Origin of the sequence: Micromonospora sp. NPDC049580, from assembly GCF_040675595.1 — a bacterium.
Taxonomy (GTDB): domain Bacteria; phylum Actinomycetota; class Actinomycetes; order Mycobacteriales; family Micromonosporaceae; genus Micromonospora.
The window spans coordinates 1-18,541 of sequence record NZ_JBFAPG010000068.1 but is presented as its reverse complement, the minus strand read 5'-3'; the positions used below and the strand labels follow the sequence as shown (position 1 = coordinate 18,541).

The 18,541-nt window shown below is 69.1% G+C and carries 17 protein-coding genes and 1 tRNA gene; 13 read left to right on the top strand and 5 right to left on the bottom strand.

What is annotated here, in order from left to right; genetic code table 11:
• Positions 1 to 184: hypothetical protein (locus tag AB0J68_RS08915; RefSeq protein WP_363937305.1), on the bottom strand; the 184-nt coding region annotated here is incomplete at its 3' end.
• A gap of 21 nt (positions 185 to 205) precedes the next feature.
• On the opposite strand from AB0J68_RS08915, the gene bcp reads away from it, so the two are divergent.
• The 4 genes from bcp (at position 206) to AB0J68_RS08895 (ending at position 2,010) form a co-directional block, all read left to right on the top strand.
• Entirely contained in the window at positions 206 to 682 is a 477-nt protein-coding gene (bcp, locus tag AB0J68_RS08910; protein WP_354855157.1) for a thioredoxin-dependent thiol peroxidase, read from the top strand.
• Between the two features lie 31 nt (positions 683 to 713).
• Positions 714 to 1,310 carry an HNH endonuclease gene (locus AB0J68_RS08905; protein ID WP_363937302.1) on the top strand — a complete coding sequence of 199 codons (597 nt, stop codon included), beginning with the start codon at positions 714 to 716 and terminating at the stop codon, positions 1,308 to 1,310.
• Positions 1,301 to 1,374: transfer RNA gene (locus tag AB0J68_RS08900), tRNA-Leu, on the top strand. Before AB0J68_RS08905 ends, AB0J68_RS08900 begins: the two co-directional genes overlap by 10 nt.
• 108 nt (positions 1,375 to 1,482) lie before the next feature.
• Positions 1,483 to 2,010 (top strand): GNAT family N-acetyltransferase, encoded by a 528-nt coding sequence (locus AB0J68_RS08895; RefSeq protein ID WP_363937300.1) that lies wholly within the window; start codon positions 1,483 to 1,485, stop codon positions 2,008 to 2,010.
• Between the two features lie 182 nt (positions 2,011 to 2,192).
• Here AB0J68_RS08895 and AB0J68_RS08890 read toward each other — a convergent pair whose 3' ends face one another.
• Positions 2,193 to 3,242: an expansin EXLX1 family cellulose-binding protein gene (locus tag AB0J68_RS08890; RefSeq protein ID WP_354855154.1), complete on the bottom strand. Its 1,050-nt coding sequence runs from the start codon at positions 3,240 to 3,242 to the stop codon at positions 2,193 to 2,195.
• Between the two features lie 97 nt (positions 3,243 to 3,339).
• A complete protein-coding gene (locus AB0J68_RS08885; protein ID WP_363937297.1) occupies positions 3,340 to 4,158 on the bottom strand; it encodes an MOSC N-terminal beta barrel domain-containing protein in 819 nt (272 codons plus the stop codon).
• Between the two features lie 790 nt (positions 4,159 to 4,948).
• Between AB0J68_RS08885 and AB0J68_RS08880 the strand changes: the two genes are divergently transcribed.
• Both AB0J68_RS08880 and AB0J68_RS08875 read left to right on the top strand, forming a co-directional pair.
• Complete coding sequence (locus tag AB0J68_RS08880) at positions 4,949 to 5,884, top strand: LCP family protein (protein ID WP_363937294.1); 936 nt, start codon at positions 4,949 to 4,951, stop codon at positions 5,882 to 5,884.
• 330 nt (positions 5,885 to 6,214) lie between these two features.
• Positions 6,215 to 7,519 carry a sugar transferase gene (locus AB0J68_RS08875; RefSeq protein ID WP_354855151.1) on the top strand — a complete coding sequence of 435 codons (1,305 nt, stop codon included), beginning with the start codon at positions 6,215 to 6,217 and terminating at the stop codon, positions 7,517 to 7,519.
• Positions 7,520 to 7,528: 9 nt separating this feature from the next.
• Here AB0J68_RS08875 and AB0J68_RS08870 read toward each other — a convergent pair whose 3' ends face one another.
• Both AB0J68_RS08870 and AB0J68_RS08865 read right to left on the bottom strand, forming a co-directional pair.
• Positions 7,529 to 8,785, bottom strand: a complete 1,257-nt coding sequence (locus AB0J68_RS08870) for a DUF1501 domain-containing protein (protein WP_363937308.1) — start codon at positions 8,783 to 8,785, stop codon at positions 7,529 to 7,531.
• A 19-nt stretch (positions 8,786 to 8,804) separates the two neighbouring features.
• A complete protein-coding gene (locus tag AB0J68_RS08865; protein WP_363937291.1) occupies positions 8,805 to 10,073 on the bottom strand; it encodes a DUF1800 family protein in 1,269 nt (422 codons plus the stop codon).
• Between the two features lie 432 nt (positions 10,074 to 10,505).
• Here AB0J68_RS08865 and AB0J68_RS08860 point away from each other — a divergent pair, with 432 nt between their 5' ends.
• The 7 genes from AB0J68_RS08860 to AB0J68_RS08830 all read left to right on the top strand — a co-directional run bounded on the left by AB0J68_RS08860 (position 10,506) and on the right by AB0J68_RS08830 (position 18,504).
• Complete coding sequence (locus AB0J68_RS08860; protein WP_354855148.1) at positions 10,506 to 11,771, top strand: glycosyl transferase family 1; 1,266 nt, start codon at positions 10,506 to 10,508, stop codon at positions 11,769 to 11,771.
• Positions 11,764 to 13,275: an O-antigen ligase family protein gene (locus AB0J68_RS08855; protein ID WP_363937287.1), complete on the top strand. Its 1,512-nt coding sequence runs from the start codon at positions 11,764 to 11,766 to the stop codon at positions 13,273 to 13,275. Before AB0J68_RS08860 ends, AB0J68_RS08855 begins: the two co-directional genes overlap by 8 nt.
• A complete protein-coding gene (locus AB0J68_RS08850) occupies positions 13,205 to 14,242 on the top strand; it encodes a glycosyltransferase (protein ID WP_354855146.1) in 1,038 nt (345 codons plus the stop codon). The genes AB0J68_RS08855 and AB0J68_RS08850 overlap by 71 nt, the downstream gene beginning before the upstream one ends.
• Entirely contained in the window at positions 14,239 to 15,426 is a 1,188-nt protein-coding gene (locus AB0J68_RS08845) for a glycosyltransferase family 4 protein (RefSeq protein WP_363937284.1), read from the top strand. Before AB0J68_RS08850 ends, AB0J68_RS08845 begins: the two co-directional genes overlap by 4 nt.
• Positions 15,427 to 15,497: 71 nt before the next feature.
• The gene (locus AB0J68_RS08840) at positions 15,498 to 16,961 is read left to right on the top strand and encodes a lipid II flippase MurJ (protein ID WP_355066928.1); all 1,464 of its coding nucleotides are present in this window, start codon (positions 15,498 to 15,500) and stop codon (positions 16,959 to 16,961) included.
• Positions 16,962 to 17,114: 153 nt separating this feature from the next.
• Positions 17,115 to 17,270, top strand: coding sequence for a hypothetical protein (locus AB0J68_RS08835; RefSeq protein ID WP_354855143.1), 156 nt, complete (start codon positions 17,115 to 17,117; stop codon positions 17,268 to 17,270).
• 169 nt (positions 17,271 to 17,439) lie between these two features.
• On the top strand, positions 17,440 to 18,504 hold the full coding sequence (locus AB0J68_RS08830; protein WP_354855142.1) for a glycosyltransferase: 1,065 nt from the start codon (positions 17,440 to 17,442) through the stop codon (positions 18,502 to 18,504).
• The last annotated feature ends 37 nt before the right edge of the window (positions 18,505 to 18,541 follow it).

Here is an 18,541-nt window from a genome sequence, read left to right as displayed (position 1 = left end):
TTTCCGTCAGCGGCTGACGGAAACTGTCCAAGATCTGCTCATGCCGCTGCCACAGGATGGCGCGGATCCGACAAATCGTCCTGCCGGTGCCGGCGAGTGGCGTGCCACGGCTCGGGACCGCCGGCTCACCGGACGGCGAGTCGATCAACGGGCCGGCGCGCGCCGCCGACGTCGACACCGGCATGCCCGGCGGTAGGGTCGGGTCATGACCGCGCCCGACCGCCTCTCCCCCGGTGACCCCGCGCCCGAGTTCACCCTCCCCACCGATACCGGCGACCAGCTCTCCCTGGCCGACCTGCGAGGCCGCAAGGTCGTCCTGTACGCCTACCCGGCGGCGATGACCCCCGGCTGCACCAAGCAGGCGTGCGACTTCCGCGACTCGCTCGCCTCGCTCCAGGCGGCCGGCTACGAGGTGGTCGGCATCTCCCCCGACAAGCCGGAGAAGCTGGCGAAGTTCCGCGACCGCGACGCCATCACCTTCGGACTGGTGTCGGACGTGGACAGGTCGGTGCTCACCGCCTACGGCGCGTACGGCGAGAAGCAGCTGTACGGCAAGACCGTCACCGGCGTGATCCGCTCGACCTTCGTCATCGACGCCGACGGCAAGATCGAACGGGCGCTCTACAACGTCAAGGCCACCGGGCACGTCGCCAAGCTCCGCCGAGACCTCGGCCTGGACTGAACCTGTCGCACGGTCTCGTTACCGTGCGTGAATGGTTCGGTACAAATACACGCCGGAGGCGCTCGCTCAGGCAGCCGCCGCAGCGCGCAACATCACCGAGGTGATGCGACTGCTCGGCGTCCGGGTCAGCGGTGGCTCGCACGCGCACATCAGCCGCCAGCTCAAGAGATTCGGCATCGACACCTCGCACTTCACCGGCCAGGCACACAACCGAGGCGTACGTTGGCGCCGGCGGTCTCCCGAAGATCTGCTCGTGGTGCTGCCCGCGGGCTCCCGTCGGCTCCCAGGCATTCGACTCAAACGCGCCCTGGCAACAATCGGCCTTCCGGAAAGCTGCGAGGTGTGCGGCACCGGGTCGACGTGGCAAGGCGCCAAGCTGACACTGCACGTTGACCACATCAACGGCGACTTTCTCGACAACCGGCCGCGCAATCTCCGGCTGCTGTGCCCCAACTGCCACAGCCAGACCTCCACGTATGCCGGACAGCGACGGCCTGCCCTCGTCGATGACGAGGTGGTCTACGATCCTGAGGCGGTTACTCCCACGGGCTTCCGGATAGGCAGGCGGCTGCCTCATCGGCCAGAATGGCCCTGGACGCTGGTGGAGTACAGCTTCAAGGGGCCGTAGCCCAACGGCAGGAGGCATGCGGTTTAGGTCCGTACCAGTGCGGGTTCGAATCCCGCCGGCCCCACAAAACAACATCGTCGGTGGACGAATTAGCGCCGCTCGATCAGGGCTGGCTGTCGAACGCGTCACGATCATGGGCCGGGAGACTGGCCGCCGGGTCAGGATGGGCGCCGTGAGTCTGCGCTTCGTCCTTGATCCCGAACTGACCCCACGGCTGCGCGCCGACATCGTCGCCCTCTGGGTGGACGTCAGCAACGCCGGTGGCGCGGTGGGTTTCGTACCGCCGGTCACCGCCACCGATGTCCGTACGATCGCCGACCCGACGTTCGCGGGCATCGCGGAAGGGCCGGACCGGCTGCTGGTCGGCTACGACGGCGACCGGCTTGTTGCGGTACTGGTCTTCAGCGACAACCGGTTCGGCCTCAAGGCGCACTGGTGTGTGCTGAAGCGGGTGATGATCCACCCGGACACCCAGGGTGCGGGCCACGGGTCGGCGCTGATGCGCGAGGCCGCCCGGCTGGGTCGGGAGTTGGGCCACGAGGCGCTGCACGTGACGGTGCGCGACGGGTTGGGGCTGGACAGTTTCTACCGCCGCCTCGGGTATCGGGAGATCGGTCGGCTGCCGGGCGCGCTGCGGGTGGCGACGGGCGACGACCGCGACGAGATCCTCATGTGGCTCGACCTGACACCAACCGGCTGAGCGGCCAGCCGCTCCAGGCCGCCAGCGCACCAGGCCGGACAGCCACACCAAGCCGTCCGGCCGCACCACGCCAGTCCGCACCAAGAAGGCACCACACCGGCCAGCCGCACCACGCCAACCGGCACCAAGAAGGCCGGCAACAAGAAGGCCGGTAACAAGAAGACCGGCAACAAGAAGGCCGGTCAGCCGCACCAGCGGGCGGTTGCCCCGGCCGGTCGGGTGGAGGGTCGGTCGGCGACCGGGGTGGCCGGGGCGCTCGCCTTCGCCACCTCGGCCGGCCGGCGTGCCGATGTCGGCGTACCGCTGGGTCGGGCCGCCGGCGGGCGGGCCGTCGCGGGCGGGCGCGACGTCCTGGCCACGACGCCACGCTCGTACATCCGCACCACACTGGACTGCACCTGACCGGGTGCCATCCGGATGCCTGACACGGTGACACGGTGTCCGTACACGTCGCTGACCCGCACGCTGTACGGGCCGGGGCCCGCGCCGGAGGCCAGCAGCCAGTAGTTGTAGTCCTGCCGGGCGGTTGCGCGCCACGGGCCGTCGTCGCCCTGGCGCACCTCGACGGCGCGCAGCGGATTGCCGTGGTTGCCGATCCGGACGGCGAACCAGAACTGCGACGCGCCCTCCTTGATCCGGAAGCTCAGCGGGCCGGGCAGGGGCGGGTTGACCACAGCGCGGTAGGTGACCTGGACGAGGCCCTGCACCGGGTCGGCGATGCGGGCGAACGCTTCCCGGGACAGGTCGAGGTGTCCCGGCTCGCACTCCGGGCACTGGTCCATGATCAGGACACGGACGGTGCCCTTCGGGCCGGTGACGTCGAGGAAACCGCCGCAGGCGGCGCCGGCGGCGTACTCGGTGGGGCCGAGCGCGACGTAGAGCCGGTTGGCTGGGGCCGCCGGGTTCGAGCAGTTGCCGCCGGCGCCCTTCGAGTCGTAGAAGGTCGCCTTGCCGCTGTGGGTGGCGGTGCCGGTGGGTGGCGCGGCGGCGAGCGTCCGGCCGGCGGCGCAGGCCGGGGCGGAGCCGGATCGCAGGGCCAGGGTGAGCCCGAGCACCGCCGCGAGCACGGTGACCCCGGCTGCGACCAGCCAGGGCACCGGGCCGGACGGGGACGCGGGCCGCTCGTCCGGAGCACGGTCCAGGTCGAGTTCGATGTCGACGTCCTTGACGCCGATGGCGGAACCGTCGATGCCCCTGCTGTCGACGCCGCCGGGAGCGCTTCCGTCGGTCACGTCGGCGATGCTGCCGGACCCACGTGCGGCCGGACAAGCCTGCTAAGCCAAAGCTAAGACAGCATCGACGGACGGTGACGGCCGGGACGCTGGCCGGTCAGGGTTCGACGACGACCGGGTCGCCGATCCGCAACGGGCCACCGTCGACGGGCACCAGGTTCAGTCCGAAGAGAAGCTTCTGGCGGACGTTTCGGTAGCGGCCGAGTGTGCGCAGCGGTTCCTTCGCGCGTACCCCGGTCTCCTGGTCGGTCGTGGTGACCACGCAGCGATCGCACGGCCCGGCGGCGCGCAGCCGCAGGTCGCCGATGCGCAGCGACCGGCCGGCCCAGCCGTCCTCGGCCCAGGCCGGCGCACCGTCGACGACCAGGTTGGGGCGGAACCGGGTCATCGGCACCGGCTCCTCCCCCGCGTCGGCGAGCCAGCCGTTGAGGGCGTCGAGGGAGGCGGCGTTCGTCAGCAGCAGCGGGTAGGTGTCGGCGAAACTCACCTGGTCGCCGGTGTCGTGCTCACGCGCGTCGGTAGCCAAGTGCCGAGCCGGGTTGGCCAGCCAGACGAGCCGGACGGGCCGGTCGAGCAGCGCGCCGAGCCAGGCGTCGGCCGCCGCGCCGGCGGGCAACGCCCGGACCCGGATCGTTCGGCTGCGGAAGGTCCGTACCGCCACCGGGTCGCCGCCGGCCGGCTCCGGCACGTCGAGGTCGGGCTGCCCGTCCACGCGCAGCACCAGGCCGCCCGGGCGCACGACGGCGCGCAGGTTGACCAGCCGCGTGGTCTCCCGCTGCGTGACGCCGACGCCGTCGGCGTCCACCACCATCCAGCGTCGGTCGCCGGCCAGGCCCCACGGCTGCACCAACGCGCCGTCGTGGTCGAGGCGGTGACAACCCTTGACGGGGTACGTGTGAATCGAGGTCAGCCGCACCCGGCCACCATGCCATGCCGATGCCGTCGCCGGGGCACCGGTGGCTGGCGTTGCACTGCCGGCGGGCGGCCAGGACGCAAATGCCCAGTGCCTTGTCGACACCCGTCTCGACCACGTGCGAGGGGCGGGTGGCGCGGACGATCGCGTATCCCGATGCGGCGGGCATAGTGGACCCGCTTGTCGGCCAGTTCGCGCCGGGTGGCCCCCGCGGCGGCCCGCTCGATTGCTGGCGCAGCTCATGGTCGGACTCGATCTTGTCGAGCCACCCGCGGACCGCCTTGACCGGCCGGTCACAGACCATGCTGACGAACCAGACCAGGTGGTTGCGGCTGAATATGGTCAGCTCGTACGTGTAGTTGTGATGCTCACGGGAGGTGGCCAGCCACCGGGCGGAGATGCGCAGCACCTTGGCGTCGTGGCGGGCGACCCGGGCGAACGGCGGCGACCGGCGCGAGATGTGTGCGGGCGATGGCCCGTCGGAGCTTCGTCGCGTCTACGGGTGGGTTCTTACCAGTTCCAACCGGACGATGGCTGGGAATGTCACCGATCGCCGGTCGACGGTCCTCCCACCATCGGCGGGCGTTCCTGGCCGGACGAGGGTACGCGGGCCGGAACGTGAATCAGTAGCATCGCCCCTATGGCGCGTGCAGACCAGACCGCAGAACTCAACCTCCCGACGAACTCGGGGCCGGTCGACCCTGGGCAGCCAGATGGTGGCGAGCAGATCGTTGCCCCGTCGCCGCGGCCCCGGCGGCGGTGGAAACGGATCGTCCTGATCACCCTCGTGGTCGTGGCGTTGCTCGCTGGCGGTGGCGTGGTTGCGAGCGGGCTCTACTTCCGATCCATCAACTCCGACATCGAGCGGGTGGACGCATTCGGCGACGTTCCCGAGGAGTCACGTCCCCAGCCCGTGGCGACCGGCGCCATGAACATCATGATTCTCGGCAGCGACTCCCGCGACACGGAGAACAGCTCGGGCTCCCGATCGGACACGATCATCCTGGCTCATCTCCCCAAGGACCGGTCCAGCGCTCAGCTGATCTCCATTCCCCGCGACACCTGGGTGCACGTGCCCAAGTCGAAGGAGGGGCGCGGCGGCACCGACGCCAAAATCAACGCGGCGTACGCGTGGGGTGGTGTCCCGCTGATGGTCCAGACGGTGGAGGAGTTCACAAACGTCCGCATCGACCACGTGGCGATGGTCGACTTCTCCGGCTTCAAGGAGATCGTCGACGCGCTGGGCGGCGTCGAAATCGACGTGGAGCAGAGCTTCACCTCGACCCACTCGCTCAATCCCGATGGTCGGCGCGAGTTCACCAAGGGCCGGCAGACGATGGACGGGGCCGCGGCCCTGGACTACGCCCGCGAGCGTTACGCCTTCGCCAACGGCGACTTCACCCGGATCAAGCATCAGCAGCAGGTCATCAAGGCCATTCTGGACAAGGCAGCCTCCGGCGGTGTGCTCGCCAATCCCGCCAAGCTGAACTCTTTCGTGAAGGCCACGGCCAACTCGGTGGCCGTCGACCGTTCCCTGTCCCTGGTCGACCTGTCGATGGAGCTTCGTCATCTCCGGGGCGGCAACCTCGCGTTCTTCACCTGCCCCACCAAGGGGACGGGCCAAATCGGCAGTGAAAGCGTCGTGATCGCCGACAAGGGCAAGGCGCAACGTGTCTTCGACGCGGTTCGCCGCGATTCGGTGGCCGACATCGCGTCCGCCGCAAAGTAGGAGACAGGATTGCCGTGCCGGCTCTGGTGGTGCAACTGACGCGGTCGTAACCTGCGATCGCCCCCTGGCTATGAATTTGCGCCGGAGGGCTCACGGGGGAGGATCACCATGTCGAGCCAACCGGTCATGAGTTATCCGGGTGCGAGACGGACGGAGTTCGGCGACGCGCCGCCGCAGGCGGAGGCGCACCACGATGCGGACAGCAGCTCTGTCGCCGACCCGCCGAGGGTGTCGGCGACAGCGTCCGTCCGCTCCGGTATGGACACGACAGCGGTTCTGCCGTACGCGGGATCCCGCGCATCGAAGAGGACGCGCTGGCTGCGGGCGTGGATGTTGACGGCACCCATCGACGTCGCCGCGCTGCTGGTCCCCTTGCTGCTGAGCCAGAACTACTGGCGGGGGACGCTGGCCAACGCGGCGCTCGCCGTGGCCATCTTCGCGTCCGGCGGGCTCTACCGGGCCCGGCGGCACGTCGGCATTCTGGACGAACTGCCGAGCATCTGCGGACGGTTGCTGGCCTCCGCCGCCGTGGTCGCCATCATCGCGGCCGAGCGTCACGACTCGGTGCACTACGTGGGCGGGTTCATGCGCGGCGTCGCGCTCTCCGCCAGCCTGGTGATCGTCGGCCGGGCCTTCAGCAGGGCGTTCACCATCGTCGCCCGCAAGCGCCGGTGGGTGGAGCACAACACCATCATCATCGGTAGCGGCCCGGTCGGTCTGGAGCTCGCCCGGCTGCTGCGTCGCTACCCGCAGTACGGCCTGCGGTTCGTCGGTTGCGTCGACGTCGCACTGGGCGAGGGCGTCGGGTCGGTTCCGTTGATCGGCACCCTGGACGATCTCGAAAAGCTCACCGACATGCTCGAATGCGATGTCCTGATCATCGCCGATCCGGATTGTTCCGAGTCGGCGTTGATGGACATCCTGCTGCGGGCGGTCAATTCGCGCTCCGACCTCTGGGCGGTGCCGCGTCTCTGGGGATCCCGGTCCCTGGGCGGATATCCCGACCACATTGGCGCGATACCGATCGTCAAGATCGGTGATACCAAGCTCTCCGGCCCTCGATGGGCCGTGAAACGGGCGTCCGATGTGGTCTTCGCCGCGGTGGCGTTGCTCGTCCTCAGCCCGGTGCTGCTGCTCTGCGCGATTGCGACGTTCCTCGACGGTGGGCGGGGCATTTTCTTCTACCAGGAACGGATCGGCCGATACGGCAGGCCATTCAAGGTCATCAAGTTCCGTTCGATGCAGCCCACCGACGAGAGCGAGTCGCAGACGAACTGGTCCATCGCGCACGACCAGCGGGTGGGATTGGTCGGCCGGTTCATGCGCCGGACGTCGCTCGACGAGCTGCCCCAGCTCTGGAACATCCTGCGCGGCGAGATGAGCGTGGTCGGCCCCCGGCCGGAACGGCCGCACTTCGTGGAGAAGTTCTCGGTCGAGTACCCCACCTACGCGATGCGCCACCGGGTGCCCGTCGGGCTCACCGGGCTCGCCCAGGTCAGTGGCCTGCGCGGCGACACCCCGATCTCGGACCGGGCGAGGTTCGACAATTACTACATCGAGAATTGGTCGCTGTGGCTGGACTTCAAGGTCGTGCTCCGCACCGTTGCCGAGGTGTTCCGCGGTGGTGGCCGCTGACGGCCGGCATCAGCGCACGAGCAGCGGCAGCAACTGGGCCCGGTAGCCACCGAGGTAACGGTCCGGGTCGCCGGCCAACACGCTGGCGAGCACGGTGCCGAAGACGTCCCTGAAGTCCGTCGTCGCCTTAAGATCGCCGTCATCCAGGTCGGTCAGGCTCGGTTGCTCACCATAGAGCCCGCCGGCCACGTCATGTCCGAGGACGAACATCGGCCCGGCCGTGCCGTGGTCGGTTCCGTCGGAGGCGTTCGCCCGGACCCGCCGGCCGAACTCGCTGTAGACCACGACGGTGACCCGTCGGCCGGCCTCGGTGCGGCCCATCCGGTCCACGAAGCCGCTCAACGCCTCGTCGAGGTTCTTGAGCAGCGTCTCCTGCCACACGCGCTCGCCCGCGTGCGTGTCGAACCCGCCAAGACTCACCGAGTAGACCCGGGTGGGCACCTGGAATTCCACGCACCGGGCAACGAGCGCCAACTGGGCGACGAGTGCGTTGTCGCCGCCCGTGCCGGTCGCCTGGACGGCACTCCCACCGGTATGGCCATGCTCGTCGGTTCCGGACGCGGCTTCCTGCACCACACGGTTCATCGTGATGAGGTCCGCGTAGCTGGCCGCTGCCCGCGCCTGCATCTCCGACTCGCGGGGCTCAGCCCGGCCGAGTGCCGAGACGACGGCGGGCGGGACGCCCGGCGGCAGGGTGAGCCCTCGGTAGCTCACGCAGGCGCCGACGCGGGACTTACCCACCAGCATTGGCGGTAGGGCCGGTTCGAAGCTGACGGCCGTCTCGGTGGCGGCGTTCGTCGCGTCGAGCCAGCGCCCCACCCAGCCGGTTGGAGCGGGGGTGCCGGGCGACGCGGTCTGCCAGATGTCCATCGACTTGAAGTGGCTCCGGTCCGGCTTCGGGTAGCCGACGCCACGCACGATTGCCATCTTCCGGTCGTCCCAGAGCCGTCTCATTCCGCGCAGCACCGGGTTGAGGCCCAACGCGTCGTCGAGGTGCAGCACCTGCCCAGGCGCGTACGCCAACTCCGGCCGGGCGCTGTGGTAGGCCGGGTCCGCGTAGGGGATGACCGTGTTGAGACCGTCGTTGCCGCCGTAAAGGGTGACCAGAACGAGCGTGGGCAGGCCCTCCTGGGCATCACCGGCCCTGGTCTTCTCACCGCTCTTGAGCAGTTCGTGAAAGCCCAGCACTCCCGCGCCGGCCGCCAGCGCGCCACCGCCGACAACCCCGGACGAGATGAGGAACCGCCGTCGGGTCAACGCATCCATGTCCACACATCCACTCTGGTCAGGTCACCAGGTACTCGGGACTGACCAACCCGAGTGTCAGCTTCATTCGGTCATCTCGGGCGTCGCGCAGCACGGCGTACGTCCGGTTGGTCCATCGTTCGACGCAGAGCAGTTGCGCCACGGCTTCCGGTGTCAGGGAGCCGGGCTGCACCAGGCCGACAAGCATGCTGGCGATCTTCAACCGGACCTGGGCTGCGGCCGAGGTCAGCCAGGCAGCACCTGCCGGCCACCCGCCGACGCTCGGCGGCGCGAACGGACGCTGACCCAGCGCTTCCATCGCCCAGTAGATCTGCGTGAACACCTGCGCGGGCATGGCGGCCGGCCGGACCCCCAGCTGACGCATCGCGCCGACCAGCCACTCGACGGGTTGCAGGACCATCGTCCCGCGAGTCGCCTGGAACGCCTCGTCGGCGAAGAGCACTCGCAGCATCGCCATCGGCGCCGGGAAGGCCTCCGCCATCGCGTCACGGGTGCGCTCCGGGATGGGCTGGGTTGGCGAGGCGTACCGGAACCACAGCCGGGACGCGATGAACCGCCGGCAAGTCGGTTGTTCCAGCAGAAGGTCGACGAGACTGTTCGCGTCGAAGTTCGCGGTGACGCCGAGGACCTTCTTGCGGCCGGTGTCGCGGTGCTGGGGATCGGAGACCAACGACTCACGGTCAAGGACGACCCGCCAGCCGGTCAGTGCGCGGCCAGCCTCCTTGACGTCCTGCTCGGTGTACCGCCCCACACCGAGCATGAACAGCTCGAACAGTTCCCGGGCGAGGTTCTCGTTCGGTGCCGCCTTCTTGTTGTGCTGCCCGTCCAGCCAGTAGACCAACGCCCGGTCGAGCACCATGTGGTGGGCCAACTCCGCGAAGTCGCGTGCCTCCCGGAACGCGTGCAGTTGCCCGAGCATGAGCTGCGGGCTGCGGACCTTCGCCACCGAGGTCGCCCAGTGCCCGTGCCAGAAGAACACCAACTTCTCGACCGCCTGGTGGTCTGCCACGGTCATCCGATCGAGCCACCAGCGCGCGAGGGACACCGTCTGCTCCGTACGCCGACGGTCTCCCTCAGCCCGCTGAGCGTCCGTCGGCCGGGGCAGGCGGGTGAACGGATCGGGGCCCAGGTCGGGAACCGGTGCGCTGGTCGCGCCGACATCGGGCCCGGCAGGGGCGACCACCCCCGTCAGCGTCGCCGCGTAGCCGAGTTGCCTTCCGGCGCCCACCTCCGCCGCGGTGGGGCCGAAACCGGCCCGCCGAAGCAGAAGGACGATGTCGTCGGTCATACGTCCACAGTAAGGAGTGTCACCGTTGTCCGGCGACAGGCCCGGACCGTTCCCACGCCGACAGGATCTGACCAAAGAGCTATTTCCTCCGTGCTCCGAGTAGCCCATCTGATCCCAAAAGCCTACAGAAGGATTGAGTAGCGTTCTGACGTAGCTTCTCGGCATCGTCACCGGACGGTCCGGCAGTCCGGTCCATCATTGACAGAACGGCCGGCACTGAGGTCTATTAACCCCGGCTTGACGGGGCGGCCCTCGCTGCCGTCGTCTGCGGGTGCGCCCGGCCACCGTCGCGACTGGCGAAACGCACCCAACCGAACGGGGATCGGGTTGTAGCGGAGTGCGTCCTGTCGTGCACGCACCACCGCTGCCGCGCGGTCTGCACACCTGCGGCCGCAGCGCGAACATGTGGCCGGACGAATCCGGAAGAGACACGTGACGACACCACCTTCGCCGCCGGACCCCCTCTCCGGAGCCGGGTCGGCAGCACCGACGATCCTCGTCCTGGGCACCGCCGAGTGGAATGCTGAGATCGCCACGAACCAGCACTACGTCGTACGGGAACTGGCCCGTGACTCGGACACCTACTTCGTGGAGTCTCTGGGTCTACGTCGAGTGAGACTCGACTCGAAGGACGTCACCCGCATCGCCAAGCGGCTGCGACACTCTGTCGTCGGCCATCAGAAGACGGCGGCCTACCGTCCCATCCCCGAGCGGGCCACGGTCATCTCGCCGCTCATCGTGCCGATCCATCAGGGGCCAACCCGCTTGCCGAACCGACTCCTCCTGGAACGTGCCGTGGCCGAATGGCGACGAAGCCCGAGCCCTCGGATTCTTTGGACGTTCACGCCCGTCACGTACGGCCTGGAGCAGTACGCGGACTTCACCCTCTACCACTGCGTCGACATCCTTCAGGCCTTTCCCGGCATCGACGCCTCGGCCGTGTCCGCCGGCGAGCGGCACCTGGCGGAGCTGGCCGACCTGACCATCGGCACCAGCCGGGCCGTCACCGCCCACCTGAGCGACGTCGGGTTCACCGAGGTCCTCACGCTGCCGAACGTCGCCGAGATCGATGTCTTCTCCGCCGCGAGCCAGCCGGCGGCGCAGCGGCTTCCCGCAGCACTGTTCGCGGGCAACCTCTCGCCACACAAGCTGGACTTCGAACTGCTGCGCACGTTGACCACCGCACTTCAGGGGCACGGCGAGCTTCTTCTCGCCGGCCCGATCGCGGCGGGCGGCGGCGGGTTCGACCGCGAACTGGCCCAACTCGAACGGCTCGGCGCCAGGTACCTGGGAGTACTGACCCTCGACGAACTCGCCGCCGCCGCGGGCACCTGCAGCGTCGGGCTAATCCCGTACGCGCTGAACGACTACACCGTCGGCGTCAGCCCGCTCAAGTGCTATGAGTACCTCTCATCCGGCTTGAACGTGGTCAGCACCCCCATCCCCGACGTCGTACAGGCGGCGCGGGCCACCAAGCACATCACCGCCGCGAGCTCCACCGGCGACTTCGTCGGCCAGGTGCTGGCGACGATCCGCCCTAGCACGGACGACGTGATCGAGGCCCGTGTCCGGTATGCCGGCGACTTCGGCTGGCGCTCGCGGGGTGGCCTCCTGCGGGACATCGCACATCGCATGCCACGACGCGCCGCCGAGGTCGTGGCGTGGCCTGCCGGCGAGACTGGAGGCACCCGTGGCTAGGGCACGCTCGGCCGCATCCTGGGCGATCGCGACCGGATCGACGCCGGCGGCCGCGGCCTGCCTGGTGCTCTTTCTCGCCCTGCCGCAGTTCTACCTCTTACCCAAGGGCAGCACCGACATCGCTGCGTCGACGGTGGTCACCATCCTGCTGGCTCCGGGAGTCCTCCTTGCGGCCCGTCGCGGCTCCGGCGTCGACCTGCTCCGCCTCGGCTTCTTCCGCGTCCTGGTGGCGCTGCTCGTGGTACGGATGCTCGCGCTGGTCTGGTCGCCGGATCCACGGGCCGGTCTGCCGCTGATCGCGCTGCTCGGCCAGTTCATCGTCACGCTGACGCTGATGCTCCAGGCTGTCCGTCAGGACGCCGATCTGCTGCGCCGATTGGCGCGCTGGTACTGGCCCTGGGTCATGGTGGAGGCGGCGATGGTGCTCACCTTCCGGGTCCTACCTGGCGTGGAGGACGCGTTCCTGCGTTCCGTCGGTGGGATCGTCGCCGGGCAGAACACCGTCGCCGCCCTGTTTGGGGACAGTCCCAACAACGTCTTCGACGAGGCGAAGTCCGGCGGGGTGTTCGTGAACGCGAATGTCGCCGGGCTGTTCCTCGGTGTGAACGCGATTGCCGCGTTCGCCGTCGCGGCTGTCACCCGGGATCGGTGGACGCGGGTGGTGGGCTTCGTCGCGCTGGCGGCGGTGCCGATCACCGGCTCGAAATCGGCGACGATCCTCGCGGTCGCCCTACCCGCGACCGTGCTCGCCGTCCAACGTCTCGCCCCTACGCGCGGGTCGGGGCCGGCCCGACAGAGCGTCCGCCACTGGCCGACCGGCCGCAGGCGCCGTCAACTGTTGCTCGGGCTGGGCGGCGCCGGTCTGCTCGGCGCGGTCGCGGCCGTGCTGCTCGCCGTCAACCTCGGCTTCACCGATGCGCTGGCCAAGTCCTTCGGCGACCGGGCGGCCATTTGGGGCTTCGGCGCGGAGGCGTTCCTGCGTGACCCGCTGCTCGGCCTCGGCTACGGCGGCTGGGACGCCGGCTTCGGGACATACGCGCGAGAGCACGGCATCTACCGCAGCTTCCCGCCGCACAACGTCCTCCTCGCGGCGTGGGCCGCGACAGGTCTGGTCGGCCTGGTGTTGACCGCCGCGTTCTTCACGCTCGCGTTGCGGCTCGCCGTCCGCGTCGTCACGAACGGCGAGCCTCGACACCGAGCGTTCGCGCTCTGGACCACCGCGGCCATCGCCTGGACGCTCATTCATGGGCTGGGTGACAACACCGAGATTTTCGGTGACATCCACCTCATACCTATCCTTTCGCTGCTGGTCGCCTTCCTCATCGGGGGCGGCCGCGAGGAGTCGAACGATCATGCGACTACCCGCCGTTGGAATCCTTCGACATCAACAGTTCCTGCCCTCGGAGACGTTCATCCCGAGCCAGGCGCTGGCGATGCGCAGCTTCCGACCGCTGTTCGTGGGCCGGGATCTGGTTCCGGACCGACCTGGGACCGAATCGCTTAGCGTCGCGGAGTTCGGCAAGCCGGCCGTCCTGTCGTACACGCTGACGCGCCGCTCCGAGGCGCTGGCCGGCGCCCTCGCGGAGCGCGGCACCGCCTTGCTGCACGCCCACTTCGGCGTCGAGGGGGTGTACGCGGTCCCCACCGCGAAGGCGCTGGGAGTACCGCTGGTCACGACCCTGCATGGCTTCGACGTCACGGTCACCCGGGCGAAGATGCTCGCCTCGAAGAAGCCGTCGTGGTTGAACTACGTCACCTTCCGCAACTCCCTCTTCACTGAGGGCGCGGTGTTCGTCTGCGTGTCCGAGCACATCCGCCGCCGCGCGGTGGAGTGGGGATACCCCGCGGACCGGTGCCGCGTACTGCCCATCGGCGTGGACGTCGACGCCATCCAGCCCACCGGTCCTGTCGAGGTGCCCCGCATCCTGCACGTCGCGCGGCTGGTGGAAAAGAAGGGAACGCAATACCTGCTGCGGGCCTTCGCTGACGTGCGGAAGGCGATTCCCGGTGCGGAGCTGACGCTCATCGGTGAGGGTCCGCTCCGCGACCCGCTCGGCGCGCTCGCCCGGGAACTCGGCATCGAGGCATCGGTGCGCTTCCTGGGCACCCAGAAGCACAGCGTTACCCTCCAGTGGCTGAGCCAGTCGACGTTGCTCTGCCTGCCGAGCGTGACGGCGCAGGACGGTGACCAGGAGGGGCTGGGCATGGTCCTCCTGGAGGCGGCCGCCTCCGGCAAGCCGGTGATCGGCACTCTCCACGGCGGGATACCGGAAGCGGTGACCGACGGGGCGAACGGCTTCCTGGTGCCCGAGCGGGATGTCGCCGCGCTCGCGGACCGGCTGATCGAACTGCTGCGGGACAAGCACCTCTGCGACCGGTTCGGGAAGGTCGGGCGGCAGACCGTCGAGGACCGGTTCAACCTGCGCCGGCAGACCGAGAAACTCGAGTCGTTGTACAGGGATCTGCTGTGATCGAGTCAATTCTCATCCATTCCCGGTCGACGCCGCACCATCACACCGGCGGGATGGAAACCCTCGCCTGGCGACTGGCCGCCGAGTGGGCCAGGAACGTACCGCGGGTGCACATGGTCACCACGGCGATTCCGGGCCGGAACGGCGCGTTCACAGAGGACGGCGTCCAGGTGACGCCGCTGGCCGGCACCCGGCCGGGCCACTACTCCCGCGCCTGGTGGGAGGAGTCCCGGGCCCACTGGGCGGCGATCGGCACCCCACCGGGGGTGGTTCTCTCGGTCAGCGCCGGCTCCTACTCAGTGGTCCGGGAGCGGGCCCTGCACCCGCACACGCCGTTCGTGCTCCAGGCCCACGGCACGTCCGCCATGGAACTCGGGTCGAAGCTGCGGACACCCACCGCGCGTTCCCTGGCCGGTACGCCCAAGAACGCCCTCTCGCTGGTCCGGGACCTTGCCCGGTATCGCGACTTCGACCGCCTGATCGCGGTCGGCGAAAACGTGGTCGAGTCGCTGACCGCGGCGCCACAGAACTGGTCGACGCTGCCAGGCAAGATCCGCCTGATTCCGAACGGCGTCCGGGCCGAGGACCACGCCTTTGACCGCGCGGCCCGGGACCGGGTCCGACGCGCTCTGGGAATCGACGAGGCGACGGTACTGGTCGGCTATATCGGCCGACTGCACGTGCAGAAGCGGGTCGACCGTGCCCTGCAGGCGGCAGCGGCCCTCCGTGACCGTGGCCTCGGCGACCGGTTCCGGTTCCTCATGGTGGGCGATGGCCCGGACGACGGACGGCTGCGCGGCCTGGTCCGCAAGCTCCAGTTGGAGAAGATGGTCGTTTTCACCGGACGGGTGGACGCGGACGCGGTGCCCGACTACTACTCGGCCGCGGACGTGTCACTGCTCACCACCGCGCGACTGGAAGGGCTTCCGATGGCGGTGCTGGAGGCGTTGGCCGGCGGCCTGCCCTGCGTCGTCACGGCCGGGTCGATCCGATCCGAAGCGCTGAGCCAGGTGATGCACGAGGTCGACACGTCGAACTCAGACGCTCTTGCCGACGTGCTGCTGAAGGTGACCGCGGACCGAGCGCCGCGGGAAAATCTGCTGCCCCCGGCCTTCCTGCTCGACCAGTGTGCCCGGGACTACCTGGCGGAGTTTGCGCACCTGATCACACAGCGCCGAGCCTGACCATGGGCAAGATCTTCTTCCGTCTGGTCCTCGGCGGCATCGCCGGCAAGATCCTCGGCCTGCTCCGCGAGGTGCTGCTGGCCGCGCTCTTCGGGGCGGGGCGGGTGGTGGCAGCCAACCGTATCGCGCTGACTGCGACGTTGGTTCCGATCAACTTCTTCACCGCCGACGCGCTGACTGCGGGATTCCTTCCCCTGTACGTGCAGTACCGCCAGGAGCGGCCGGCGATGGCGCGGACATTGCACCGTGCGGTGCACCTGCTGTTGGCCGTCTTCTCCCTGCTTCTGGCCGTGGCGCTGATCTTCGGGCGGGACCTGTGGGTTGGGCTCCTGGGGCCGGGGCTGGATCCGCACACGGCGGACATCGCCGCGACCATGCTCGGCATCGCCGCGCTAGGGGTTCCGTTCTACGTCCTGTACAACCTCAACACCCTGGTCGGCCTGGCCAACGACGACGTCCGCCTGATCAACCTGCGGCCCTCGTGCCAGAGCGTCGGGCTGATCCTCGCCACGGTGATCGCCTGGAGGACCGGGCACGTTTCCGTGCTGGCGTGGGGCTTCACGGTGCCGTACATCGTGCTGTGGGGTTGGGGCGCCTACTGGATCCGCCGTCAGGGCTACCTGCACGGAGGCGACGACACTGGTTCGCACCGCCCGGATCGGGCGGCCGCCAAGGTGGCCCTCGGGATGTTCTGGCGGCGCCTGCGGCCACTGCTGCTGATTCCCGTGATCCTGCAGGGCTCGATCGCGGTCGAGCGGGCCGTCGGCTCGCTGCTCGGCGTCGAGGTGGTAGCGGCCACCGAGTACGCACGCTTCGTGGTCGACTCGTGCATGGCCCTGCTCGCCGCCCCGCTGGGTCTGGCCGGCCTGGCGTCGTTCGCCCGCATGAAGGCCGATGAGGTGGGTGACGGGCTCGGCCGACTGATCCCGCCGGTGATCCTGGTGGCCGTGCCCCTCGCCCTGATCCTGTCGCTGAACAGCCGGGGGATCGTCACCCTTCTTTATGCCCGAGGCCAGTTCGACGAGCGGGCCGTGGACGTCTCGTCGGTGCTGCTCATGGGCTTCGCGCTCGGGATCTGGGCACACGTCCTCGGCTACACCTTCGTAAAAGTGCTGAACGCCCGAGGGGCCAACTTCCAGGTCGCGATCGTGATGGCGCTGTCCTTCGGCATTCCGATCGCCGTGAACCTCCTGCTGTACAGGCAGTGGGGGGCCTTCACGATCGGCGCGGCGTCCTCGATCGGCGGCGTCCTGATGTTCCTCATCTCGGCGAGGTGGCTGTCGGTGCTGGGCTACAGCACACGCCTGCTCGCCCTCGCGCTGCCCGGCGCGGCCGTCGCCGCAGTAGCCGGATATCTGCTGGCCGGCGCCGGGCCGCTACGCCTCATCGCATCGTGCGTGGCCATCCTGCTGATCTGGGTGGGCTACGTAACGGCCGTGCCCTCGCTTCGGCGTACGTTCCTGTCGTTCGTCCTGAAGAAGCTCGGCCACGGCACGGACGAGCCTCAGCAGGACGGCCTGGTGGCGATCAAGTGAGGACCCGATGGCGATGCACACCGGCCTGGTGACCGGCATGGACGACACCTCGGAGCGGGAAGCACCGCAGCCGGCCAACGAATCCGGCGACTCGACCCCTGTCCCGTCGAACTGAAGATCTACCTGCTTTTCGCGGTCGTCGTGTGGTACAGGTTGACGTACAAGCGAGTCGTCCTCATCTACGTACAGTGGATGATCGCTGCTCTTTCCGCGGAGTACTCGCAGGTCCGGCCCATCATCCAGTTCGTGGAGGCGGGCTTCGCGCCGCATTTCGTCGCCGCCCGGGTGCTGCGCCGGAGGTTGCAGTAGGGCTACGCGCAGATCAGAGCGCAACAGGCGAGCAGCGACCATCTCGGCTGGCCGGTACGGCCGGACGCCGGCGTCCCCACGGCATGAGGAGCAACCAGTGGTAGACGATCTTTCCGCCCATCCTGAGGCCGACGGGACGCGCCCGCTCGACCATCTGACGAGCAGGCGGGTGGCGCTCGTGCACGAGTGGTTCGGGGCGACCGGCGGCTCCGAGAACGTCTTCCGGCAGATCAGCAACCTGCTGCCGGAGGCTGAGCGCTTCGTGTTGTGGAAGGACCACGACGCCGTCGAGCCCAACCTGCGGGAATCTTGGTTGGCGCAGACACCGTTGCGCCGTACGAAGGCAGGCGCGCTGCCGTTGATGCCGCTGGTCTGGCGGACCCTCAGCCGGGAGCGGTTCGACCTCGTCATCTCGTCCAGCCACGCGTTCGCCCACACCGTACGGCTCGGCTCGACGGAACACACCCGGTACCTGAGCTACGTGCACTCCCCCGCCCGATACATCTGGAGCCCGAACTTCGACGGGCGGGGCTCCAACCCGCTGCTGACCCTGCCGCGGCGTGTGCTGCAGACCGCCGATGTGCGGCTCAGCCGCCACGTGCACGGGTACGCCGCGAACTCCGAGGAGGTGCGTGCCCGGATCGCCCGGTACTGGCGACGCGACGCGGTCGTCATCAACCCTCCGGTGGACGTCGACTACTTCGCTGCCGCGCCTGCTGCAGACCAGAGCCAGTCCCGCGACTACCTGCTCGGGGTCGGGCGGTGGATCCCGTACAAGAACTTCGACCTGATCATTCAGATCGCCGAGGCGGCCGGTCTGCCGGTGGTCATCGCCGGCTCGGGTCCCGAAGAGACCGCGCTCCGCCACGCCGCCGAGCGAGCCCGGGTGGCGGTGACGTTCGAGGTACGCCCCTCGAAGGAGCGGCTGCGCCAGCTCTACTGGGGTGCGCGGGCGCTGCTGTTCCCGGTCCATGAGGACTTCGGCATAATCCCGGTCGAGGCACAGGCCTGCGGTACCCCGGTGCTGGGTCTGCGCCGCGGCGGTCTATTGGAGACCGTCAACAACGGCGAGACCGGCTTCCTCGTCGACTCCGTCGACCCACGCAGCTTCGTACCGCTGGTCCACCGCCTGCCGGAACTGTCGCCGGAGCGCATCCGGGCACATGCCGCCGCGTTCTCCGAGCAGCAGTTCGCCGCGCGTATGACGGACTGGATCGCCGAAGCCCGGCGCTGAGTGCGATTTACGTGGATACGCGTGCCGGTCGGCACGC

Bases quoted from the DNA above. Each gene is read 5' to 3' on its own strand.
- AB0J68_RS08870 (WP_363937308.1), bottom strand. From the start codon at position 8,785: ATGGATGCGTTGACCCGACGGCGGTTCCTCATCTCGTCCGGGGTTGTC.
- AB0J68_RS08875 (WP_354855151.1), top strand. From the start codon at position 6,215: ATGTTGACGGCACCCATCGACGTCGCCGCGCTGCTGGTCCCCTTGCTG.
- AB0J68_RS08865 (WP_363937291.1), bottom strand. From the start codon at position 10,073: ATGACCGACGACATCGTCCTTCTGCTTCGGCGGGCCGGTTTCGGCCCC.
- AB0J68_RS08905 (WP_363937302.1), top strand. From the start codon at position 714: ATGGTTCGGTACAAATACACGCCGGAGGCGCTCGCTCAGGCAGCCGCC.
- AB0J68_RS08850 (WP_354855146.1), top strand. From the start codon at position 13,205: ATGCGCAGCTTCCGACCGCTGTTCGTGGGCCGGGATCTGGTTCCGGAC.
- bcp (WP_354855157.1), top strand. From the start codon at position 206: ATGACCGCGCCCGACCGCCTCTCCCCCGGTGACCCCGCGCCCGAGTTC.